This is a genomic window from Xanthomonas sp. NCPPB 2586, from assembly GCF_041475775.2.
Classification (GTDB): domain Bacteria; phylum Pseudomonadota; class Gammaproteobacteria; order Xanthomonadales; family Xanthomonadaceae; genus Xanthomonas; species Xanthomonas campestris.
Genome location: NZ_CM192981.1, coordinates 3,419,750 through 3,441,316, shown reverse-complemented (window position 1 = coordinate 3,441,316; position 21,567 = coordinate 3,419,750). Strand labels below are relative to the sequence as shown.

General features: G+C 66.9%; 22 protein-coding genes. 15 read left to right on the top strand and 7 right to left on the bottom strand.

Annotated features, from left to right (window positions below):
* The first annotated feature begins 30 nt into the window (after positions 1–30).
* From lepB to recO, 5 genes are all read left to right on the top strand, one after another.
* Positions 31–831: a signal peptidase I gene (gene lepB / locus ACCQ09_RS14980; RefSeq protein WP_011036465.1), complete on the top strand. Its 801-nt coding sequence runs from the start codon at positions 31–33 to the stop codon at positions 829–831.
* Positions 832–1,239 carry a DUF4845 domain-containing protein gene (locus tag ACCQ09_RS14975; protein ID WP_011036466.1) on the top strand — a complete coding sequence of 136 codons (408 nt, stop codon included), beginning with the start codon at positions 832–834 and terminating at the stop codon, positions 1,237–1,239.
* A complete protein-coding gene (rnc, locus tag ACCQ09_RS14970; protein WP_011036467.1) occupies positions 1,229–1,909 on the top strand; it encodes a ribonuclease III in 681 nt (226 codons plus the stop codon). Before ACCQ09_RS14975 ends, rnc begins: the two co-directional genes overlap by 11 nt.
* Positions 1,906–2,802 carry a GTPase Era gene (era, locus tag ACCQ09_RS14965; RefSeq protein WP_011036468.1) on the top strand — a complete coding sequence of 299 codons (897 nt, stop codon included), beginning with the start codon at positions 1,906–1,908 and terminating at the stop codon, positions 2,800–2,802. The genes rnc and era overlap by 4 nt, the downstream gene beginning before the upstream one ends.
* 239 nt (positions 2,803–3,041) lie before the next feature.
* Positions 3,042–3,767 (top strand): DNA repair protein RecO, encoded by a 726-nt coding sequence (gene recO / locus ACCQ09_RS14960; RefSeq protein ID WP_040941598.1) that lies wholly within the window; start codon positions 3,042–3,044, stop codon positions 3,765–3,767.
* 53 nt (positions 3,768–3,820) lie between these two features.
* Here recO and ACCQ09_RS14955 read toward each other — a convergent pair whose 3' ends face one another.
* The gene (locus tag ACCQ09_RS14955) at positions 3,821–4,543 is read right to left on the bottom strand and encodes a response regulator (protein WP_228428370.1); all 723 of its coding nucleotides are present in this window, start codon (positions 4,541–4,543) and stop codon (positions 3,821–3,823) included.
* 157 nt (positions 4,544–4,700) lie between these two features.
* On the opposite strand from ACCQ09_RS14955, the gene rlmD reads away from it, so the two are divergent.
* Positions 4,701–6,035, top strand: a complete 1,335-nt coding sequence (gene rlmD / locus ACCQ09_RS14950) for a 23S rRNA (uracil(1939)-C(5))-methyltransferase RlmD (protein ID WP_040941596.1) — start codon at positions 4,701–4,703, stop codon at positions 6,033–6,035.
* 172 nt (positions 6,036–6,207) lie between these two features.
* On the opposite strand, the gene ACCQ09_RS14945 is transcribed toward rlmD, so the two are convergent.
* Positions 6,208–6,852 (bottom strand): hypothetical protein, encoded by a 645-nt coding sequence (locus tag ACCQ09_RS14945; RefSeq protein WP_228428371.1) that lies wholly within the window; start codon positions 6,850–6,852, stop codon positions 6,208–6,210.
* A gap of 93 nt (positions 6,853–6,945) precedes the next feature.
* On the opposite strand from ACCQ09_RS14945, the gene ACCQ09_RS14940 reads away from it, so the two are divergent.
* From ACCQ09_RS14940 to ACCQ09_RS14900, 9 genes are all read left to right on the top strand, one after another.
* Positions 6,946–7,440, top strand: coding sequence for a CYTH domain-containing protein (locus ACCQ09_RS14940; RefSeq protein WP_040941594.1), 495 nt, complete (start codon positions 6,946–6,948; stop codon positions 7,438–7,440).
* 91 nt (positions 7,441–7,531) lie between these two features.
* On the top strand, positions 7,532–8,218 hold the full coding sequence (locus ACCQ09_RS14935; RefSeq protein ID WP_162808653.1) for a DsbA family oxidoreductase: 687 nt from the start codon (positions 7,532–7,534) through the stop codon (positions 8,216–8,218).
* A 28-nt stretch (positions 8,219–8,246) separates the two neighbouring features.
* Positions 8,247–9,254 carry an NAD(P)/FAD-dependent oxidoreductase gene (locus ACCQ09_RS14930; protein WP_228428372.1) on the top strand — a complete coding sequence of 336 codons (1,008 nt, stop codon included), beginning with the start codon at positions 8,247–8,249 and terminating at the stop codon, positions 9,252–9,254.
* A 170-nt stretch (positions 9,255–9,424) separates the two neighbouring features.
* The gene (locus ACCQ09_RS14925) at positions 9,425–11,014 is read left to right on the top strand and encodes a cryptochrome/photolyase family protein (RefSeq protein ID WP_228422372.1); all 1,590 of its coding nucleotides are present in this window, start codon (positions 9,425–9,427) and stop codon (positions 11,012–11,014) included.
* A gap of 402 nt (positions 11,015–11,416) precedes the next feature.
* Positions 11,417–12,412 (top strand): beta-N-acetylhexosaminidase, encoded by a 996-nt coding sequence (nagZ, locus tag ACCQ09_RS14920; RefSeq protein ID WP_011036477.1) that lies wholly within the window; start codon positions 11,417–11,419, stop codon positions 12,410–12,412.
* Entirely contained in the window at positions 12,412–12,966 is a 555-nt protein-coding gene (locus ACCQ09_RS14915) for a hypoxanthine-guanine phosphoribosyltransferase (RefSeq protein ID WP_011036478.1), read from the top strand. Before nagZ ends, ACCQ09_RS14915 begins: the two co-directional genes overlap by 1 nt.
* 88 nt (positions 12,967–13,054) lie before the next feature.
* Positions 13,055–13,807, top strand: a complete 753-nt coding sequence (locus ACCQ09_RS14910; RefSeq protein WP_040941591.1) for an S-methyl-5'-thioinosine phosphorylase — start codon at positions 13,055–13,057, stop codon at positions 13,805–13,807.
* A gap of 86 nt (positions 13,808–13,893) precedes the next feature.
* Positions 13,894–14,100, top strand: a complete 207-nt coding sequence (gene cspE / locus ACCQ09_RS14905) for a transcription antiterminator/RNA stability regulator CspE (RefSeq protein ID WP_003488188.1) — start codon at positions 13,894–13,896, stop codon at positions 14,098–14,100.
* 96 nt (positions 14,101–14,196) lie between these two features.
* Positions 14,197–15,468 (top strand): FAD-dependent oxidoreductase, encoded by a 1,272-nt coding sequence (locus ACCQ09_RS14900; protein ID WP_228428373.1) that lies wholly within the window; start codon positions 14,197–14,199, stop codon positions 15,466–15,468.
* Positions 15,469–15,563: 95 nt separating this feature from the next.
* Here ACCQ09_RS14900 and pdeM read toward each other — a convergent pair whose 3' ends face one another.
* The 5 genes from pdeM to ACCQ09_RS14875 are packed head-to-tail and all read right to left on the bottom strand — an operon-like array spanning position 15,564 to position 21,528.
* Complete coding sequence (pdeM, locus tag ACCQ09_RS14895; RefSeq protein ID WP_040941590.1) at positions 15,564–16,208, bottom strand: ligase-associated DNA damage response endonuclease PdeM; 645 nt, start codon at positions 16,206–16,208, stop codon at positions 15,564–15,566.
* Entirely contained in the window at positions 16,198–18,690 is a 2,493-nt protein-coding gene (locus ACCQ09_RS14890; protein WP_228428374.1) for a ligase-associated DNA damage response DEXH box helicase, read from the bottom strand. The genes pdeM and ACCQ09_RS14890 overlap by 11 nt, the downstream gene beginning before the upstream one ends.
* Positions 18,687–20,291: an ATP-dependent DNA ligase gene (locus ACCQ09_RS14885; protein ID WP_228428375.1), complete on the bottom strand. Its 1,605-nt coding sequence runs from the start codon at positions 20,289–20,291 to the stop codon at positions 18,687–18,689. Before ACCQ09_RS14885 ends, ACCQ09_RS14890 begins: the two co-directional genes overlap by 4 nt.
* Positions 20,288–20,521, bottom strand: coding sequence for a hypothetical protein (locus ACCQ09_RS14880; RefSeq protein WP_040941587.1), 234 nt, complete (start codon positions 20,519–20,521; stop codon positions 20,288–20,290). The genes ACCQ09_RS14885 and ACCQ09_RS14880 overlap by 4 nt, the downstream gene beginning before the upstream one ends.
* Entirely contained in the window at positions 20,518–21,528 is a 1,011-nt protein-coding gene (locus ACCQ09_RS14875) for a ligase-associated DNA damage response exonuclease (RefSeq protein WP_011036484.1), read from the bottom strand. The genes ACCQ09_RS14880 and ACCQ09_RS14875 overlap by 4 nt, the downstream gene beginning before the upstream one ends.
* Positions 21,529–21,567 lie beyond the last annotated feature (39 nt).

Genomic DNA, 21,567 nt, shown 5'->3' with positions numbered 1-21,567 from the left:
ATTCCCGATTCCCTTTCCGAAGGAACATCAATGAAATGGTTTGAAATCGCCCTGGTTGTGTTGACGCTGGGCACCGGCTTCATCTGGCTACTGGACAAGCTGTTCCTGGCCAAGCGCCGCGCGGCGCGCGCCGGTCTGCTGGACAGCGAGCCGGCGATCATCGACTACTCGCGTGCGTTCTTTCCGGTGCTGGCGGTGGTGCTGATCCTGCGCAGCTTCGTGGCCGAGCCGTACAAGATTCCGTCCAGCTCGATGATGCCCAACCTGCTCATCGGTGATTTCATCCTGGTCAACAAGTTCGCTTACGGCTTCCGGTTGCCGATCACCAACACCAAGTTCATCCCGACCGGTGAACCCAAGCGCGGCGACGTGGTGGTGTTCAAGCCGCCGCATGCGCCGGACCAGAATTGGATCAAGCGCGTGGTCGGCCTGCCGGGCGACAAGATCGGCTTCCACGGTGACACGCTGTACATCAACGACAAGCCGATGCGCTACACCGTCAAGGGCGAGTACATCGGCAAGGGCAAGGGCGCCGAGATGACCGGTACCACGCTGCTGGTGGAAGACCTGCCCGGGCGGACCCACACCGTGCTGGAGTGGGTAGACCGCAACATGCCGGCTGGCCAGGGTGACTGGACGGTGCCGGCAGACAGCTATTTCGTGATGGGGGACAATCGCGACAATAGCGAGGACAGCCGATTCTGGACGCAGACGCACTTCCTGCCGGAGGCCAATCTCCGCGGCAAGGCGTTCCTGATCTGGCTCAATTGTGAAGGGTGGTTCTGCAAGGGGAGTTTCGATCCATCGCGGATCGGGACTGGAATCCAGTAAATGCACGCGGTGCGTGCCGGGGGACACACAATGAAGCGCAAGCAAAGCGGTATGACGTTGACGTCGTTCGTGGTGGTGCTGGCGGTGGTGGGGTTTGCGTTGTATCTGGGGATGAAGTTGTTCCCGATGTATCAGGAATATTACGCAGTCCGTACGTCGATGAAGGGCCTTGCGAATGAAGCGGGCAGTGCCGACATGGACCCGTCCAAATTGCAGGACATGTTCTTCAAGCGGCTCGATATCAACTCCTCCGAAAGCGTCAAGCCAGGGGACGTCAAGTTCGAGCGCATCGAAGGCGGCTGGCGGATGAAGGTCAACTACGAAGTGCGGCGTGAGCTGGTCGGCAATCTCGATGTTGTCGGCAAGTTCGACACCGAGCAGGATCTGACGAGGCGTGGTGTCGAATAGAACTTTCCAGCGCGGTGATCCGATCGGACATGCGTTTGCCGATCCGGGTCTGCTCGCCCAGGCGCTGCGTCATCGCAGCGCCGGGACGCCGCATAACGAGCGTCTGGAATTCCTGGGCGATGGCATCGTCAATCTGCTGATCGCCGAGGCGTTGTATCAGCGCTGGCCCAAGGCCGATGAAGGCGCCTTGACCCGTGCGCGCGCCGAGCTGGTGCGCGAGGGCGCGCTGGCCGTCATTGGGCGCACCCTCAACCTGGGCGAGCGCTTGACGCTGGGCCCGGGCGAATTGAAATCCGGCGGGCATCGCCGCGATTCGATCCTGGCCGACGCGGTCGAAGCGATCGTCGCGGCGATCTATCTGGACTGCGGGTTCGAGCGTTGCCGCGCGGTGGTGCTGCCCTGGTTCGAACCGTCGCTGGCCGCGTTGCCGGTCGGCAAGGCCGAGAAAGATCCCAAGACCCGGCTGCAGGAATGGCTGCAGGCACGGCAATTGCCATTGCCGCAGTACGCCCTGATCAGCGAAAGCGGCGACGAACACGCCAAGCAGTTCCATGTCGCCTGCATCCTTGAGCAGCCAGCCGCCCGCGCCGAGGGGCAGGGCACGTCTCGTCGGCTTGCCGAGCAACAGGCCGCAGCCACCGTCATCGCACAACTGGATTCGAACACGTGAGCGAAACCTCTCCCCACCGCAGCGGCAGCGTTGCCGTGATCGGCCGTCCCAATGTCGGCAAGTCCACCCTGACCAATGCGCTGGTTGGCGCCAAGGTCAGCATCGTCTCCAATCGTCCGCAGACCACGCGCCACCGTCTGTTGGGCATTGCCACCTTCCCGGAAGGCCAGCTGATGCTGGTCGATACACCCGGGCTGCACCGCGAGCAGAAGCGCGCGATGAATCGGGTGATGAACCGCGCCGCACGCGGTTCGCTGGAAGGCGTGGATGCCGCGGTGCTGGTGATCGAGGCAGGCCGCTGGGACGAAGAAGACACCCTGGCATTCCGCGTGCTCAGCGACGCTGACGTGCCGGTAGTGCTGGTGGTCAATAAAGTGGACCGGCTCAAGGACAAGACCGCGCTGTTCCCGTTCCTGGCGCAGGTCAGCGAAGGGCGCACGTTCGCCGCCGTGCATCCGGTCTCGGCGCTCAAGCGCAAGGGCCTGGAGGCATTGGTGAGCGACCTGCTCAAGCTGGTGCCCGAAGCCGAGGCGATGTACGGCGAAGACGAAATCACCGATCGCAGCCAGCGTTTTCTGGCCGGCGAACTGGTGCGCGAGCAGCTGATGCGCCAACTGGGCGAAGAACTGCCGTATGCCACCACCGTGGAGATCGAACGCTTTGCCGAGGATGGTGCGCTGCTGCGCATCGGCGCGGTGATCTGGGTCGAGCGCGAGGGCCAGAAGGCCATCGTGATCGGCAAGGGCGGCACTCGCCTGAAGGACATCGGCGGCAAGGCGCGCCTGCAGATGGAGCGCTTGTTCGGTGCAAAAGTGTTCCTGGAAACCTGGGTGCGCGTGCGCGAAGGCTGGTCGGATGACGAGGCTGCGCTGAAGGCCTTCGGTTACGACTGAGCAGAGGCAGGGTAGTCGAGCGCGCAAGCGCCAGACGCGCGTGTGCATGGGGCTGATTCTGTTTGAGGCCGATGCTTCCAGTGTCCACGGTTAACAGGTGTGCGCCCATACCGGTGCTTGTGTGAGAGGTTCCGACCTGTGCTGATGTGTCAGTTCACGCGACAGGCGTCTGCAATTTCGCTGTCCCGGCGCGCGGCGGTCAGCGGCCGCCACGCCGGTCACAGGCCGAGCACACTGTCATGCTGATCGAACACGAGCGCGGCTTTGTCCTGCATGTACGCGCCTGGCGCGAGACCAGCATGCTGGTGGAAGTGCTGACCGAGCAGCACGGGCGCGTGGGATTGCTGGCGCGGGGCGTGCACGGGCCACGCAAGCAGGCGTTGCGCGCTGCGCTGCAGCCGCTGCAATTGATCCAGTTCACCGCGGTGCAGCGCGGCGAGTTGGCACAGCTGCGCCAGGCCGAGGCCATCGATACCGCGCCGCGGTTGCTTGGCGAAGCGATGCTGGCGGGTTTCTATATCAGCGAACTGTTGCTGCGGCTTGCACCGCGCCATGCGCCAGTGCCGGAACTATTCGACTGCTATGCGCAGGCGCGTGCGCACTTGGCCTCCGGTGCCGCGTTGGCGTGGGGGTTGCGGCAGTTCGAGCGCGACGTGCTCGACGGGCTGGGGTTCGGCTTCGATCTGCAACACGATAGTGACGGCCAGCCGATCGATCCGGCCGCCCGTTACCGGCTCGATCCGCAGGATGGCGCGCGGCGGGTATTGAGCGAGCGGCTGGCGCAGGATCGCCGCGAGACCGTGACTGGTGCGGCGTTGCTGGCGCTGGGCGAGGACCGGGTACCGGCCACTGAGGATATGCCGGGGCTGCGCCGCAGCATGCGCGGAGTCTTGCTGCACCACCTGAGCGGGCGCGGACTCAAGTCCTGGGAGATGCTGGAAGAATTGGCGCGACGCGGCGCGTAGACGGCGTTGCGCCCGGTCGATGCCGGGGTGCTCCGGAGGTGCCGGCCAGTGGGTCAGTGCAGCAGCGCGGCTACTGCGGCATGGAACTGGTTCTGTGCAATGCGCGACTGCGGATCGCCACGCAGCAACCGTACCGCGCCGGCAAGCCGGGCGGCACCAACGAACCCACAGCCTGCCTGCAGCCGGTGCAGGTGATTGCGCAGCGCCAGCTCGTCGCTGACCAGCAGCGCCGAATCCACAGCATCGCGGGTGCCAGGCAGCTCTGCCAGGAACAGTTCACGCAAGGCATTGAGGTGATGTTGCTGGCCGTTGAGCGCACTCAGTGCGGCGGCCTCGTCCCAGTCGCTGGCGGCGATATCCACCACGCCCACCGGGGCCACGCTGTAGCGCCCACGTGCCAGGCCCCGCCGTACCGCCTGCAGCAGCTGTTCGGAGGTCAGTGGCTTGACCAGCATTTCCAGAAAGCCGTCTGATTGCAGCCCGCGTTGCATGGCCGCGTTGCCGTCGGCGGTATGCGCCAGCGCGGGGACATCCGGGTGCAGCAGGCGCAGGGCGCGCAACAGGTCACTGCCGGTGCCGTCTGGGAGGTTGACGTCGATCAGCCACAGGTCATGCCGGCGCGCGCGCGCGCGGTCCAGTGCCGAAGACAGGGAGTCGGCCCAGTCGACCTGGGCGGGCAGGCTTTCGAGCACGGCCTGCAGAAAGCCACGGCTGATCGGGTCGTCCTCGACCAACAGAACGCGCGGCTGGGGTTCCTGACGTGTTGCCATGTTCATGCTGCCTCCTTGTCAGCGTGCCGCGTACTGCGTGTAGCGCGAGCTCCCGAAGTGTGCCCTGGTTTGCGGGGCGCGACAATTGCTCGCACCCGTATGGCGACCGGCGGCAATCGCATCTGCGACAATACGCACCCTTTTTGCCCGCAGCTTTCGCCACGTGGCCAGATCCAGAAACCGTTTCGACCGTACCCCGTTCCAGACCGCGATCACCGACCTGAGCCATGACGGCCGCGGTGTGGCGCGCCGCGATGGCGAGGGCGGCAAGGTCACCTTCATCAGTGGCGCGCTGCCGGGTGAGGTGGTTGTCGCCGAGCCCACCGCACGCAGCCGCCATTTCGATGAGGCCAAAACGGTGGAAGTGCTGCAGGCATCGCCGCAGCGGGTGGCGCCGCGCTGCCCGCATTTTGGTGTGTGCGCCGGTTGCGTGCTGCAGCATCTGGAAGAATCGCAGCAGATCGTGGCCAAGCAGCGCGTGCTGATGGACAACCTGGAGCGCATCGGCCACGTCACGCCGCAGACGGTGCTGCCGGCCCTGGTGGGCGATACCTGGGGCTATCGCCGCAAGGGCCGCTTTTCGGTGCGCCGGGTCGAGAAGAAGGACAAGACCCTGGTCGGCTTCCGCGAACTGGACCCGCGCTTCGTGGCCGACCTGTCGGTCTGCTACACGGTGATTCCGCAGATTGGCGAGAAGATTCCGCAGCTGGCGGCGCTGGTCGAAGGCATGGACGGCAAGCGCGACATTCCGCAGATTGAATTCATCGCCGGCGACGATGCCGTGGCGCTGACCATCCGCCACCTGCAGCCGCTCAGCGCACGTGACGAGCAGGCCTTGGTGGAGTTCGCCCAGGCGCACGATTTTGCGATCTTCCTGCAGCCTGGCGGCGTAGACAGCGTGCATCCGTTGTGGCCGCAAGAGGTGCCCTTGTCGTTCCGGTTGCCGCAGTGGGATGTGGAGCTGGCGTTTCGTCCGTTGGACTTCATCCAGGTCAATGCCTCGCTCAATCAGAAGATGATTGCCCACGCCTTGGCATTGCTCGATGCCAAGCCCGATGACCGGGTACTGGACCTGTTCTGTGGTCTGGGCAATTTCACCCTGCCGCTGGCGCGTACCGTGCGCGAAGTCGTCGGCGTGGAGGGCGACGCCGGTTTGGTGGCGCGCGCACGCGAAAATGCACAGCGTAACGGGCTGGACAATGCGCAGTTCTACGCAGCGGACCTCACCCAAGATCAGCGGCAGACTGCGTGGATGCGCCAGGGCTTCGACAAGCTGTTGCTCGATCCACCACGCTCCGGCGCCATCGACGTGCTGCAGCAGCTGCCGCTGAAGCAGTTCAAGCGCATCGTCTATGTGAGCTGCCACCCAGGGTCATTGGCACGCGATGCCGGCTATCTGGTGAACGAGCAGGGCTTCAGCCTGCTCAGTGCCGGTGCGATGGACATGTTCCCGCACACCGCCCATGTGGAAAGCATCGCGGTGTTCGAGAAGCGCTAGCGCGAGGCTTGCGCGTTTTCGTCACGCGTCACGTGTGCTGATCCGAAGCGTACGTGCACTGGCAGCTGATGCTGCACGCATCCCGGTCGGGATGTGTGTGGGCTGCTTTCAACCGCGCACCCAGTGGTGGTGAGCGCGTCGGAACTACTGCAGCGAGGCGCGTACGCCGCAGTCAGTCGGTGTGCGGGGTGGCGTTCTGCCACTGCCCATCGACCAGGGCGAACTGCATCTGCAATTCGCCGCGCTCGTTGGCAGCACTGGCCTGGACAGTGCAGGCAACCACCGGTGCGTGCTCGGAGACGGCGCAGCGCTCCACCGCAAGGACCTGCGCCGTGCTGACCGCCTGTTCGAGACTCTTGCGCACAGCTGCATTGCGTTCGGTCACCAGTTTCTTGGAAAAATCTTCACGTAGCAGCACCTGCACGCGCGCGTTGTCGGGCACCGGTGCGGCGACTTCCATCTCGGTGTCGCTGTGCTGCAACTGCCAGCCGTTGGCGGTTGGCAGGAATCGCAGTGCCATGTGCTTTTCGCTGGGCCCGGCCTGTCCGGTGACGAGGCAATCGACTGCGCCTGGGGTCGTCTGCTCCGCGGCGGGCAGGCAGCCAACTAGAGCCGTCAAACGTGGGCGAAACAGCTCACCCATCACGTCATCGCCCTGGTCGGGGTTGCCTGCCGCGTCCTTCTGCATCGCTGTGTCCAGCGCGGCTTGGGCCTGTGCGAGCGAGGGCGCTGCGGCCGCGGCGCTGGCACCGCTGGCGGCGAGCAGCAGTGCGGTGGCAAGAACGATCTGCGGTGTGTAACGGCGACGGCCTGTCATGGCGTGCATCCTTTCAGTGGGGGCGCGGAGTGTAGGTGGGTGGCTCCCACAATAGCCAGGCATTTTTCAGCGCGGCCGGCCATACTTGCCTTCATGGGTATCGAAATCGAACGCAAATTTCTGGTGACCGGCGACGGCTGGCGTACCGCCACGCATGCGGTCATCCCGATGGCGCAGGGCTATATCAACGACCAGGCGTCGCTGCGCAGTGGTGCGCAGAATGCCTCGGTGCGTGTGCGCATCCAGGGCGATGCGGCATTCCTCAACCTCAAGTCGCGCGAGCTCGGGCATACCCGTCAGGAGTTCGAATATCCGATTCCGCTCGACGATGCGCGTGCGTTGTTGGCGTTGTGTGTGGGTGGGCTGATCGACAAGCGCCGGCATCTGGTTGAGTACGCCGGGCATGTGTGGGAAGTGGACGAATTCCTGGGTGACAACGCCGGGCTGGTGGTGGCGGAGGTCGAGCTGGAGCACGCCGACGAAGCGCTGCAATTGCCAGACTGGATCGGCGCGGAAGTCACCGACGATGCGCGCTACTACAACCTGGCGTTGGCATCGCAGCCATTTTCGCAGTGGTCGGTACGCTGAGTTCCACCGGCCGCAAGGCGTGGGGGATCTGTTCGCGCGGCGCAGCGTCTATGCTGCAACCCAACTCAACCATGCGATGCACACACCTGTCATGAGAATCGATATCTGGTCCGATGTGGTGTGCCCGTGGTGCTGGATCGGCAAACGCCGCTTCGAGCAGGCCGTGGCCACGCTCGGCGAGCGCTTGCCGGCGCTGGAAATCCACTACCACGCCTTCCAGCTGGATCCAGACAGTGGCCTGCAGCCGGCGCCCTTGCGCGAGGCCTTGCTGCCGAAGTTCGGCAGCGCCGAACGTACCGAACAATTGCTGGCGCAGACCCAGCAAACCGCGCGCGCCGAAGGCCTGCCGTTTGATTTTTCGCGTGGGCAGGTACAGGTCACCACCTTGCCCGCGCACCGGCTGATCTGGTTGGCGGCGCGCGAGGGTGATGTCGAGCCAGTGATCGAAGCGCTGTTCCATGCGCACTTTGCCGAAGGCAGGAATCTTGCGGCGGCCGACACCTTGATCGCTGCCGGTGCGGCTGGCGGGTTGGCGCCGGCACGCGTGCAGGCGCTGCTGGCGTCCGACGAGGGCAGTGCGCAGGTCCAGGCGCAACTGCAGCAGGCCGCGCAGATCGGTATCCGCGCGGTGCCCAGTTTCGTCATCGATGGGCGCAGCCTGCTCCAGGGTGCGCAACCGGCCGATGTCATGGCACAGGCGTTGCTGCAGTTGGCCGCCGAATCCGCGTCGGCCGCCGCAACCGGCGATGCCTGCGGCCCGGACGGTTGCGCGATCTGATGCGCGCGGCCGCGGTCGTCGCACCCTGATGCGCGTGCCCCGCACGCGGCGCACGGTGGCGGTGATCGGCGCCGGGCTGGCCGGCCTGCGCTGCGCCAGCGTGCTACAGGCGGCCGGCTACGCCGTCACGGTCTTCGAGCAGGCGCCGGCGCCCGGTGGACGCATGCGCGCACTTGCAGGCCAGCAGTGGCACTGCGATCACGGCGCGCAGTACTTCACTGCGCGTGATCCGGACTTCATGGCGGCGGTAGGGGCGTGGATAGCAAATGACTGCGCTGCGCCCTGGCCTGCGCGTCTGGCCAGTTGGGATGGCACCACCCTGCAGCCCTCACTTGGCACCTTGCAACGCTTCGTCGGAGTGCCGGATATGGCAGCACCAGCGCGTGCGCTGGCGGTTGGGCTGGACCTGCGTACCGAAACGCGCATCGATGCGCTGCAACGCACCGAACCCGGCTGGGCACTGCGCGGCGCTGGTCTGCCAGAAGCAGTGCATGCCGAACTGCTGGTGCTGGCATTGGCCGCGCCGCAGGCCGCTGCGTTGCTGGAGACGGCTGCGAGCGATCTGTCGCGCATTGCTGCCCGCGTCCGCATGCAACCGGCCTGGGCCGTGGTAGCACGTTTTACAGCGCCGGTGGAGGCGGGTTACGACGGGTTGTTCGTCAATGCCGGCCCACTGCGCTGGATCGCCCGCAATTCCAGCAAGCCTGGCCGCGCCGGTGCGGAGACCTGGCTGCTGCACGCCACCGCGGCGTGGAGCCACGCCCATCGGGATGCCACGCCAGCAGAGGTGATCGACCAGCTGCTGCCGGAATTACCGGCGCTCGGCCTCCCCGCGCCGCTGGCGTGTGAGGCCTTGTTCTGGGAAGCGGCCAGTACCGAATCCCCGGCCGTGGCGGACGCGTGCGTGTGGGAGGCCGCATCGGCGGCGGGGCTGTGCGGCGATTGGTTGGCAGGCGGCAAGGTCGAGGGCGCCTGGTGTAGCGGAACCGCGCTGGCGCAACGCATCTGCGCGTATGACGCAGGCGGTCGCGACTGAATCCATCTGCTGCAAGTGCGCGTATTGCAGGGAAGAGGTTTAGGAGCACAGCCGCATGGCGGATCAGGTTGAGCGGGCTTATCGCGATGACGGAATGCGAAGCCGCACGCACTGCGTGATGGAGCAAGCAGCGTGCGCGTCCCGCATCCGATACGAGTCGCGTGCCGCCGATGCGTGAGCACGACGCAGGCGGTGCAGACACCGGCGCCGAACCGCAGCGCTGGGTGCCGGCGCATACGCTGCGCCTGGTGCTGGGCGACCAGCTCAATCCGCTGCACAGCTGGTTCGAGACGCCCAACGCCAGTGTGGTCTACGTGCTGATGGAGGTGCGTGCGGAAACCGACTACGTGTTGCATCACGCGCAGAAGATCCTGGCGATTTTCGCGGCGATGCGCGCGTTCGCCGCGCGCTTGCGGCAGGCCGGGCACCGCGTGCGTTACGTCAGCATCGACACGCCCAGCAATCGCCAGTCGATCACCGCCAATCTGGAAGCGTTGATGGTGCACTACCGTGCCAAGTGGCTGGAATACCAGGCGCCGGACGAGTGGCGCCTGGATGAACTGCTGGAGCAGTGGTGCGCAGCCCAGCCGTTTGCGAGCCGCATTGTGGGCAGCGAACATTTCCTGACCGAGCGCGAGGACGTGGCCGGGTGCTTCGATGCGCGTGCAGCCTGGCGCATGGAGGTGTTCTATCGCCACATGCGGCGACGGCATCGCATCCTGCTGGATCACGCGGGCGCCCCGGAAGGCGGGCGTTGGAACTTCGACCATGACAATCGCGCGCCGTGGCCGGGCGAGCCGCCGGCACCGGCGGACTGGCGCATGACCCACGACCATGCCGCGCTCTGGCAGACCATCGAAGCAGCCGGCGTGCGCAGTTTCGGAGCGCCGCAGGCCGATGCCTTGCCCTGGCCGCTGCACCGCGACGAAGCGCTGCAGCAGCTGGACGACTTCATCACCCACGCGCTGCCGCACTTCGGCCGCTACGAAGATGCGATGAGCACGCGCAGCCCGCGGTTGTTTCATTCGCTGCTGTCGTTTGCACTGAACGTCAAGATGTTGCACCCGGCCGAAGTGATTGCACGTGCGGAGGCGGCGTGGCGCGACGGGCACGCGCCGCTGGCGTCGGTGGAAGGCTTCATCCGCCAGATCCTGGGCTGGCGCGAGTATGTGCGCGGTGTGTACTGGTCGCAGATGCCCGGTTACGCGCAATCCAATCAGCTGGGCCAGCACGCGCCGCTGCCACACTGGTTCTGGGATGGGCAGATCGGCATGCGTTGCCTGGCCGATGCGATCGGCAATTCGTTGAATAACGCGCATGCCCACCACATCCAGCGGCTGATGGTGATCGGCAACTTTGCGTTGTTGGCGGGGCTGGATCCGCAGGCCCTGCATCGCTGGTATCTGGGCGTCTACATCGATGCGTTCGAATGGGTGGAGTTGCCCAATACGGTTGGCATGAGTCAGTTCGCCGACGGCGGCTTTCTCGGCAGCAAGCCCTATATCAGCGGCGCGGCGTATATCGATCGCATGAGCGACTACTGCACTGGCTGCGCCTATCAGCGCAGGCAGCGGGTGGGCCCGCGCGCATGCCCGTACAACGCGCTGTACTGGGATTTTCTGGCCCGCCAGCGCGCGCTGTTGGGAAGCAATGAGCGGCTGGCGTTGCCGTACCGGCAACTGGACGACATGGCGCCGGAGGCGCTGGCGCAGCTGCAGGCGCAGGCGGAGCATTGGCGCGCGCTCTTGGAGGTGCTGTAGGCGCCTCTGCAGCATGGCAGTGGGCATCGTCGGGGTGAGTTCGGTGCCGTTGGTAGCTGGATCCTTTTTCAGCCTGAGGGGAATTCTCGGCTGCATGGACACGCGATCTGGCTGGTCACGCGGAAGCGTTACCGCGCGCCACACCGGCACAAGCAATCACACCGGCACGGGTCTGCAGAGCGCAGCAGCCAGTCAGCCGACAGCGCCTGCAAGCAAACCCAATAAAAAATCGCTGAGAAGGGCTAGCTCCGGCACCCAACGAGGTCGCCGGCCCCATTCCCAGCACCCGCGCAACCGCCAGCCACGGCCGCCCTTGCCTGAATGCGCGGTCTGACGCTGCTGCGCGCATCTGCGACAATGCCGCGCTGCGCCATCGTGGCGCCTGGCCCGGGAGTCCCCAACATGCTTCTGATCGGCGTTGCCGGTACCGAACTCAGCGCACAGGAACGCGACTGGCTGCAGCACGACGCCGTCGCCGGCGTGGTGCTGTTCAAGCGCAACTTCGCCTCGCGCACGCAGGTGGCCGAGTTGTCGGCCGCCATCCGCGCCGCGGCGCCGCGCCCGCAATTGATCTGCGTGGACCAGGAAGGCGGCCGGGTGCAGCGCTTTCGCGAGGGTTACAGCGCCTTGGCGCCGCTGCAGAGCTTTGGCGCGCTGTATGCCACCGACCCGGAAGGCGCGCTTGCCCAGGCCCGCGCGCATGCGCAGCTGATGGCCAGCGAAGTGCGCGCCAGTGGTGTTGATCTCAGTTTTGCCCCGGTGGTGGACCTGGCACGCGGCAACCGCGCCATCGGCGACCGCGCCTTCAGCGACGACCCGCAGGTGGTGGCCAGCTTCACCCGTGCCTACGTGCAGGCGCTGCACGCCGCCGGCATGGGCGCCACGCTCAAGCATTTCCCCGGCCACGGCACCGTGCTGGAAGACACCCATGTCGACCACGCCAGCGACCCACGGCCGCTGGACGTCCTGCTGGCCGAGGACCTGGTGCCGTTCGTGGCCGGGATCGACGCCGGTGCCGACGCGGTGATGATGGCCCACGTGGTCTACCCGCAGGTGGCGCCGGAGCCGGCCGGCTACGCGTCGCGCTGGATCGAGCAGATCCTGCGCGGGCAACTGGGCTTCCGCGGCGTGGTCTTCTCCGACGACATCGGCATGGCCGCCTCGTTCAGTGCCGGCGGCGTCGCCGGACGGGTGCACGCGCACCTGGATGCCGGCTGCGACGTGGTGCTGGTCTGTCACCCCGAACTGGTCGCCGAGTCCTTGCAGGCGGTGGCCGGCCGTACGCTCAACACTGCCGCACTGATCGGCCTGATCGGCCGTGGCGCGCTGGGCTGGGATGGCCTGCTCGCCGATGCTCCCACCACCTCCCTTTCCGCCTCTTTCGGAACACTTGCCTGATGTCCACGCTCACCATTTCCCAGGCCCTGGCCCAAGCCGATCTGTTGGTCGACCGCCCTGCCATCGACGCCGCCGTCGCCACCATCGCCGATGCGATCGCGCGCGACTACGCTGGCGAAGTGCCGGTGTATCTCACCATCATGCACGGCGCGCTGCCGTTCTCCGGCCAGTTGGCGCTGGAGCTGGGCGCGCGCGGCCAGGACCTGCAGTTCGACTATCTGCACGCCACCCGCTACCGCGGCGAAACCACCGGCGGCGAGCTGGTCTGGAAGCACCGCCCGGCCACTGCGCTGTTCGGCCGCCGGGTGATCCTGGTCGACGACATCCTGGATGAGGGCTACACCCTGCAGGGCGTGCGCCAGTGGTGCCTGGAGCAGGGCGCCACCGATGTGCGCGTGGCGGTGTTGACCGTCAAGCGCCATGACCGCTGCGTGCCGGGCGTTACCGCCGACTACGTGGGCGTGGAAGTGGCCGACCGCTACGTGTTCGGCTTCGGCATGGACGTCAACGAGCAGCTGCGCGGCATTCCTGCCATCTATGCGATGAAGCAGTAAGCCAGCGCACCTACCCACCCCGGTGGGTACAGCACTGCGCCATTGCCGGTGCAGCGTTCTTCTTTCGTCTTTCGATGCAGAGGTCTGTGTGTCTTCCAATTCCATCGCATTGGCCGTCATCGGCGGCACCGGCGTGTACAAGCTGGCCCAGCTCGACCAGGTGCAGACGCACGCCGTCGACACCCCATACGGCGCGCCGTCCGGCCCGATCCGCGTGGGCATGCTGCTCGGCCATCGCGTGGCATTTCTGGCCCGGCATGGCGAAGGCCATTCGCTGCCGCCGCACAAGGTCAACTACCGCGCAAACATCGCTGCGCTGCAGCAGATTGGTGCCACCCGCGTGCTGGCGCTCAACACTGTCGGCGGTATCACCGAGTCCTTCGGCCCGCGTGTGCTGGCCTGCCCGGACCAGTTGATCGACTACACCTGGGGCCGCATCTCCACCTTTTGCGAGGAGGCCGGCAGCGAGGTGCAGCATGTGGACTTTGGCCACCCGTATTCGCCGATGTTCCGCAGCAAGGTGATCGCCGCGGCCAAGGTGACCGGCGTCACGCTGGTAGCGGGTGGATGCTATGGCGCCACCCAGGGACCGCGATTGGAAACGATTGCAGAGATCGCGCGGATGCGTCGCGACGGCTGCAATCTGGTCGGCATGACCGGCATGCCCGAAGCGGCGTTGGCACGCGAAAAAGGCCTGGAATATGCGTGTTTGGCGATCGTGGCCAACTGGGCGGCGGGCTGTGGCGACGCGCAGGAAATCACCATGGCCGAGGTGCTGTCGAACGTGGATGCGGCCTCGTCCGGACTGCCGGAGCTGATTGGCGAACTTGCACGCGGGTGATTGTCATCGGGGCATAAGCTTTGCATACTCGGCGCGTACGCTCCGCCGTACACCACCCATTAATTTTGCAAAGGTCTCGCATCACCATGCCGAACGGTACCGTCAAGTGGTTCAACGACGCCAAGGGATTTGGCTTCATCTCACCGGAGGACGGCAGCGCCGATGTCTTCGCGCACTTCTCCGCGATCAACTCCAAGGGCTTTCGCAGCCTGCAGGAAGGCCAGCGCGTCAGTTATGACGTGACCCAGGGCCCCAAGGGTGCCCAGGCTTCGAACATCACGCCGGTTGAGTGATTCACTCGATTGTGCGATTGAAGAACCCCGCTTCGGCGGGGTTTTTTTTGCGCCGGTCCATGTCGGGCCGGTGAGGACGCAGACAGAGCACGGACGATGCAGCAGACATTGCGAATTGCGGTAGTGGGATACGGTACGGCGGGGCAGGCACTGGCCGTGCTGCTCGGTGCCGATGGGCATCGGCTGGACGTGTTCGAGCGTGCGCCCGCGCCCGGGCCGGTTGGTGCGGGATTTCTGTTGCAGCCGAGCGGGCTGCAGGTGCTGTGGAAGATGGGGCTGCTGGAGCAGGCCTTGCAGCACGGTGCACCGGTGCGGCGGCTGTATGGCGAGACGCCCTGCGGGCGTGCGGTGATGGACATGCGCTACCGCGACCTGGATGCGCGCCTGATGGGCCTGGGCATGCAGCGCGGCGCGTTGTTCGCGTTGCTGCGCGATGCCTGGCCCGAGTACGCCAACCTGCACATCGGCACGCAGATCACTGCGATCGATCATGACGGCGTGCGTGTGCAGGACCAGCGCGGGCAATGGCATGGCCCCTACGATCTGATCATCGCCGCCGATGGCTCGGCATCGACCTTGCGCGCACAGGCCCAGGGCACCCAGCTGGATCGGGTGTATCCATGGGGCGCGCTGTGGTGTTTGTTGCCGCGCGAAGACTGGCCGTACGTGGACGAGTTGCGGCAGCGCTACATCGGCGCACGCAAGATGATCGGGCTGCTGCCGGTTGGCACGCGGCCGGGCGATGACACGCCGCGGCTGAGCTTTTTCTGGAGCCTGCCCTGCAGCGATTTCGCTGCATGGGAAACCCGCGGCATGGACGCCTGGCGCGAAGAAGTGGCGCAGATGTGGCCGGACGCGCTTGCGCGCCTGCAGACCGTGCAGGTGCATGGCGCCTTGGCGCGCGCCAGCTACCGCGACGCGGTGGTGTCGCGCTGGCACCGCGGCCGCTTTGCGCTGGCCGGCGATGCCGCGCACGCGATGAGCCCGCAGCTGGGGCAGGGCGTGAACATGGCGCTGCTGGATGCACTGGCGATGCGCGATGCCTTGCGCGCCGGCGCGGATCTGGATGCCGCATTGCAGGGCTACCAACGCGAACGCCAGGCGCATGTGGCGATCTATCACCGCTGGAGTCGCTGGCTCACGCCGCTGTTCCAGTCCGAGCGCGATGTGTGGGCGCGCGGACGCGATCTGTTGCTGCAGCCGATGGGCCGCGTGCCGGGTGGGCGCGGCCACATGCTGCGCGTGCTCAGCGGCACCCAGCACGGCTGGTTCGGCAAGCTCGCGCTGGACCCGGCGTTCGTCGATGCATTGGCGCAACCGGTGCCGGCGCCGCGTTCGAGTAATGCAGGAGATGGCATGGCTGCGTAGTGACGTGCAGCGGCAGTCGCCGTGCGGTTGGCTTCACTGATGACGTGAAGTTGGTGCGCCGCACGCGCACCGTTGCATCAACGCGATGCGCGTTGTCACCGGACCGGCAGCGCCATCGCATCGCCTTCGACGCAGGCAACCAGGCGTTCGCCTTCGACCAGGGTCGGCACGATGCCGGCAGTGAAGTGCGAGAACGCCGGCAGGATGGTCACGCCGTCGCGCAACCAGAATGCTGGCCAGCGGCGCGACAGGCCGGGCAGCGCCGCCAACGGATGCAGGTGGCCGCACAGCACGTGGCGGCTGGGATGCGGGAGCGGGTCATGGCGCAGCAGGAACGGGCCATCTTCCACCTGTTCGCCGGCCGCTTCGATGTGCAGATCGGCCCCTGCCAATGCGCGGTCGTGATTGCCGCGGATTGCAATCACCTGCAGGGCGCAATGGCGCTCGCGCCAGGCGCTCCAGCGGCGGTGCCAGGCCGCGCGCGGTGCCGGCCCATGCAGCAGGTCGCCCAGAATCCAGAGCGCGTCCACCGGGCGCGATGCCAGCAACGCGTCCAGCCGCTCCAGATCGTGTTCGGTGCCGCCCGCAGGCAAGCCGATGCCGGCACGCCGGAACACATCGGCCTTGCCCAGATGCAGATCGGCGATCAGGAATGCGCGCTGCGCGGGCCGATACAGCGCACGCTCGCCGAGCAGCTCTACCGGCTCGCCTGCCAGAGTGAGCTGCACGCTATCGGCCATGCTTGCGTTCCAGTTGCGCGGCTGCACGCAGCACGCGTGCTTTCCAGTCTTCGGTACTGAGTTGCCCGCGCACGCGCTCGGCCCACAGCGGGAACGACAGCGGCGTCAGGCTGCGCGGCGTGCACAGGCGCAAGACGCGCGCTGCGCAGTCTTCCAGCGCATGGGCCAGGCGCGCGAATTCCAGCTGGCCTTCGAAGACTTCGCGCTCGGCCTGGGCCAGCAGCAGGTGGTCCGGGTCGAAGCGCTGCAGCACGTCGTACAGCAGGCCACTGGAGGCCTGCAGCTGGCGCAGGCTGCGCGGCGCGCGCCCAGGCAGCGATGGCGAGAGCAGCCCGGCGACGCGCGCAATCTCACGAAACTGCCGGCGTGCCAGCTCGCCCAGATTGAGGCTGTCGCGCAGATCCTCGAACAGCCGTGCCGGCGACAGCAATTCCTGCAGCAGTGCGGCATCCACCGGCACATCCTGCGCCGGCGACAGCACAAACCCGTAATCGTTGGCTGCAAAGCTAAAGGTGTTGCGCTGCCGCCGGCCCCAGCGTGCAGCCAGCAATGCGGCCAGACCTTCGTTGACCTGGCGCCCGGCGAACGGATACACGAACAGGTGGCGGCCATCGCGCGCCTTGATGGTTTCCACCAGCAGATGGCCCGGGCCGGGCAGTGCGGACAGGCTGGACTGCAAGTGCAGCAACGGTGCCAGGGTCTGCATTTCCGGCGCGTCGCCGGGATCGGCGAACACTGCTTCCACCTCGCGCCCCAACGCCGAGGACAACGGCATCCGCCCGCCCATCCACTTGGGCACTACGCCGCTGCCGCCCTTGGCGATGCGCACGTAGGCGGTCATGTCTTCCAGCCGCACCAGTTCCAGCAAGCGCCCCGCGAACTGGAAGCGGTCGCCGCGCTTGAGGCGACCGACGAACTGTTCTTCCACCGCGCCCAGCCGGCCGCCGCGCAAGAACTGCACGCGCACGCTGCCATCGCTGGTGATGGTGCCGATCGACAGGCGATGCCGCAGCGCCACGCGCCGGTCGGTGACGCGGTAGCTGCCGGCGTCGTCGCGCACCACCTTGTGGAAATCGGGGTAGTGCGCGAGCGCACTGCCGCCTTGCACGATGAAGTCGAGTACGGCCTGCCAGGTGGCCTCATCGAGTGCGGCGAAGGCGTCGGTGCCGCGGACTTCGCGCAACAACGCATCGGCCTGGAAACCGCCGCCCAGTGCCAGGGTCACGCAATGCTGGGCCAGCACGTCCAATGAAAGCCGCGGTGGCGGGCGTGCTTCGATCTGCCCATGTGCAATCGCACGCCGCGCAGCCGCATATTCCAGCAATTCCAGCGCATGCGAGGGCACGCACACCACATGGCCGGATTCGCCCGGGCGGTGCCGCGCGCGGCCGGCGCGTTGCAGCAGGCGTGCGATGCCCTTGGGGCTGCCGACTTGCAGCACCTGATCCACCGCCGGAAAGTCCACGCCCAGGTCCAGGCTGGAGGTGGCCACCACGCAGCGCAGGCTGCCATCGCGCAGGCCGCGCTCGGCCGCGGTGCGCAGCGCCGGATCCAGCGAGCCATGGTGCAGCGCCAGCGTGGCCACATCCTCTGGCCACACTGCGCTCAGCGCCTGGTGCCAGAGTTCGGCCTGCGCGCGCGTGTTGGTGAACACCAGGCTGGTGCGTTGTTCCATCAGTTTGTGCAGCACGCGCGCCAGTTGCGCCAGACCGAGATGGCCGGCCCACGGGAAGCGCTCGCCGGTCTCGGGCAGCAGCGTTTCCAGGCTCATGGCGCGTGGCTTGACCCCCGACACCAAGGCCGCGTCTGGTTGATGCGGCAGCAGCACATCGCGTGCCTGCGCCAGGTTGCCCAGCGTGGCCGACAACCCCCAGATGCGCAGCGCCGGTGACCACCCGCGCAGGCGCGCCAGGCACAGTTGCAACAGCACGCCGCGCTTGTTGCCGAGCAGCTCGTGCCACTCGTCGACGATCACGCAGCGCAGCGCCGCCAACTGCGGCGCGGTATCTGGATACGACAGCAGCAAGGCCAGCGATTCGGGCGTAGTGACCAGGACATCGAGCTTGCCGCTGCGGGCCAGGCGTTTGTCGCGCGCGCTGGCGTCGCCGGTGCGCAGGCCCACCTGCCAATCCAGGCCCAAGGCCTCCACCGGTTCGCGCAGGGCACGCGCGGTATCGGCGGCGAGCGCGCGCAGCGGGGTGATCCACAGCACCTGCAGGCTACGCTGCGGCTGCCGCCGGCCACGTGCAACCGCCGTGGCCGGCGGCGTGCGTCCGCGTGCGGCCAGCGCTTCCAGCAGCGGGCCACCGAATGCCGCCAGGGTCTTGCCGCTGCCGGTTGGGGTGTGCAGCAGGCCGGATTCGCCATCCAGGTAGCGCTTCCAGACATCGCGTTGAAACGGCAACGGCGCCCAGCCGCGCTGCGCAAACCAGGCCCGCCATTGCTGCAACGGCGTGCCGCGCTGTGGCTGTGCCGGGCTCACCGCGCCAGTGCCTGAAGGCTGCTCAGGTGGTCGGCCTCGGCGAAGGGTTTGTCGTGGCGCCAGCGCAGGATGCGCGGGAAGCGCACCGCAATGCCGGACTTGTGCCGCGTGCTGCGATTCACGCCTTCAAAGCCCAGTTCGAACACATGGTGCGGCGTGACCGCGCGCACTGGCCCGAAGCGCTCGGTGGTGTTGGCGCGGATCCAGCGATCCAGTTGCAGGATCTCGGTATCGTCCAGTCCCGAATACGCCTTGGCGATGGGCACCAGCGCGCCGTCGTGCCAGAGCCCGAAGGTGTAGTCGGTGTACAGCGTGCTGCGCCGGCCATGGCCGGCCTGTGCGTACAGCAGCACCGCATCGATGGTCAGTGGGTCGATCTTCCACTTCCACCAGTCGCCACGGCGGCGGCCGGATTGGTAGGGCGAACGCGCGCGCTTGAGCATCAGCCCTTCAACGCCGCGCGCACGTGCATCCAATCGCACCTGCGCGGCAGCCTGCCAATCGGTGGGTTGCACCAGCGGCGAGGCGATGATGCGTGGGTCGGCGAGGGTGGCGAGCACGCGCTCCAGTAGCGCACGGCGTGCGTGCAGCGGGCGCTCGCGCAGGTCTTCGCCGTCCAGTTCGAGCAGGTCGTAGGCGACCACGCGCGCTGGCGCGGCCGCCAGCGTCTTGGGCCCGGGCTTGAGCCGTTGGATACGCGTCTGCAGCGCAGTGAAAGGCATCGGCAATGGTTGTTCCGGTTGCCAGGCCAGCAGCTCGCCGTCGATCACGGTGCCGTCTGGCAAGCCCATGGCAGCCTGTTCGATCTCTGGAAAGCGGCCATCCAGGCGTTCTTCGCCACGCGACCACAGCGCGACTTCACCAGCACGACGCAACAGCTGCAGCCGGATGCCATCCCACTTCCATTCCAGCAGCCAGTCGTCGATGGCGCCCAGGCTCTCGACATCGGCCTCCAGCGGCGACGCCAGAAAAAACGGGTAGGGCTGCTGGCGGTCGCCTGGCAGCTCCTCATGCGTGAGCAGGTCGGCCACATACGTGGCATGCGGGCGCCAGCTGCCGAGCATGCGCTGGGCAATGCGTGCGATATCCACGCCCGACAGTTCGGCCAGGGCCTGCTGCACCAACCGTTGCGACACACCCACACGCAATGCGCCGGTCAGCAACTTGTTGAAGACCAGGCGTTCGTCGAAGGCCAGCGTGCGCCACGCCTGCACGATGCAGTGCTTGCGCACCGCCACGTCTTGATTGGCGATCGGCAGCAGGCGCTGTTCGATCCACTCGGCCAGTGACACATCCGCCGCCTCGCTGGCTGGATCATCCAGCAGCAATGCCAGTGTCTCTGCCAGATCGCCTACATGATCGTAGCTGTCGGCTACCAGCCAGTCGGCGATCCCGGCGGCCTCGGCAATCCACTCGCGCAACTCGCCGCTGGCGGCGATGCGCATGCGCGCACTGGCCACCTTGCCACCTGCCAGCAGATACAGCGCCCAGGCCGCATCCAGCGGCGGCGCTGCGCGGAAATACGCCACCAGGGCGGCGCGCTTGTCGAGCGTGCCGGTGCTGCGGTCCAGGGTGCGGTACAACGCCGCAAACCGATTCACGGCGTTGTTTCCGCGCTGGCCAGCAGCGGTGTCGCGCGCAGCCGCAAGGCAGCGCGGGTGAACGCACTCAACGCGCGTGGGCGACGTTGCGGGCGCGGTGGCCCCAGCGTGGCGGCGGGGGTGGCGCGATGCACGCAGAAGGCCAGCGCATGCCGGCGAAACGCCAGTGCGCCACTGAGCCGGATCCGCGGCCGCGCGCGAACATAGCGGCGTGCAGGCAACGGATTCATTCCTCGGCTCCGAAGTCGGTGCGGAAGGCTTCGGCGGCCACGCCGTGCTCGCGCAGGTGCTGGATCAACGCATCGGTGTTGCCATGCGTGGCGATGACCCGGCGCGCGCCGGTGTCGGCAATGGTGCGCAGCAGGTCGGGCCAGTCGGCATGATCGGACACCACAAACCCGCGGTCGTAATTGCGCCGGCGCCGGTTGCCGCGGATGCGCATCCAGCCCGAGGCAAAGCCCTGCTGTGCATGCCGGAAGCGGCGAATCCACGGGCTGCCGGCCGCCGATGGCGGCGCCAGCACCAATTGCCCGGCGTAGTCGGCGCCGCGTGCGTGTTCGCTCACCGGTTGCGTCTCCAGCATGGCGATGCCGGCGTGCCGGTACACCTCCACGCCAGCGGCGATTGCGCCATGCAACAGCGCTGGCTGCGTGTCCCAGGCGCGTAACTCAGCAAGCACGCGCTGCGCCTTGCCCAGCGCATAGCAATACAGGATCGCCGCCTCGCCGCGCGCGGCGCACTCATGGCGCCAGGCCACGATATCGGCCGCCACCTGCGCGGTGTCCGGCCAGCGGTACACGGGCAGCCCGAAGGTTGCCTCGGTGATGAAGGTGTCGCACGGCACCACTTCGAACGGCGCGCAGGTGGGGTCGTGTTGGCGCTTGTAGTCGCCGGAGGCTACCCACACCTGGCCATCGACTTCGATGCGCACCTGCGCCGAGCCCAGCACATGACCGGCCGGATGCAAGGACACTCGCGCGCGTCCCAGGGTGAAGGCCTCGCCATTGGCATGCGGGTGATAGACCTGCTCGCCCAGCCGCCATTGCAGGATCGGCAGGCTTTCGCGCGTGCAGTGGTACTCGCCCATGCCGCCGCGTGCGTGGTCGCCATGACCATGCGTGATCACCGCGCGCGGCACCGGCCGCCATGGATCGATATGGAAATCGCCTTGTGGGCAGTACAGCCCTTCGGGCCCAAGCACCACCAGATCGCCGCGTGTGTCATTGCCGTTGTGCATGCGGCAACTCTGGCCAAGCCGATGTGCAGATCCTGAGAA

Coding starts and splice junctions, on each gene's coding strand:
- nagZ (WP_011036477.1), top strand. CDS start 11,417: ATGCTTCTGATCGGCGTTGCCGGTACCGAACTCAGCGCACAGGAACGC.
- cspE (WP_003488188.1), top strand. CDS start 13,894: ATGCCGAACGGTACCGTCAAGTGGTTCAACGACGCCAAGGGATTTGGC.
- ACCQ09_RS14945 (WP_228428371.1), bottom strand. CDS start 6,852: ATGACAGGCCGTCGCCGTTACACACCGCAGATCGTTCTTGCCACCGCA.
- ACCQ09_RS14975 (WP_011036466.1), top strand. CDS start 832: ATGCACGCGGTGCGTGCCGGGGGACACACAATGAAGCGCAAGCAAAGC.
- ACCQ09_RS14875 (WP_011036484.1), bottom strand. CDS start 21,528: ATGCACAACGGCAATGACACACGCGGCGATCTGGTGGTGCTTGGGCCC.
- ACCQ09_RS14940 (WP_040941594.1), top strand. CDS start 6,946: ATGGGTATCGAAATCGAACGCAAATTTCTGGTGACCGGCGACGGCTGG.
- ACCQ09_RS14955 (WP_228428370.1), bottom strand. CDS start 4,543: ATGAACATGGCAACACGTCAGGAACCCCAGCCGCGCGTTCTGTTGGTC.
- ACCQ09_RS14900 (WP_228428373.1), top strand. CDS start 14,197: ATGCAGCAGACATTGCGAATTGCGGTAGTGGGATACGGTACGGCGGGG.
- lepB (WP_011036465.1), top strand. CDS start 31: ATGAAATGGTTTGAAATCGCCCTGGTTGTGTTGACGCTGGGCACCGGC.
- ACCQ09_RS14935 (WP_162808653.1), top strand. CDS start 7,532: ATGAGAATCGATATCTGGTCCGATGTGGTGTGCCCGTGGTGCTGGATC.
- ACCQ09_RS14930 (WP_228428372.1), top strand. CDS start 8,247: ATGCGCGTGCCCCGCACGCGGCGCACGGTGGCGGTGATCGGCGCCGGG.
- ACCQ09_RS14880 (WP_040941587.1), bottom strand. CDS start 20,521: ATGAATCCGTTGCCTGCACGCCGCTATGTTCGCGCGCGGCCGCGGATC.
- ACCQ09_RS14915 (WP_011036478.1), top strand. CDS start 12,412: ATGTCCACGCTCACCATTTCCCAGGCCCTGGCCCAAGCCGATCTGTTG.
- recO (WP_040941598.1), top strand. CDS start 3,042: ATGCTGATCGAACACGAGCGCGGCTTTGTCCTGCATGTACGCGCCTGG.
- pdeM (WP_040941590.1), bottom strand. CDS start 16,208: ATGGCCGATAGCGTGCAGCTCACTCTGGCAGGCGAGCCGGTAGAGCTG.
- ACCQ09_RS14925 (WP_228422372.1), top strand. CDS start 9,425: ATGCGTGAGCACGACGCAGGCGGTGCAGACACCGGCGCCGAACCGCAG.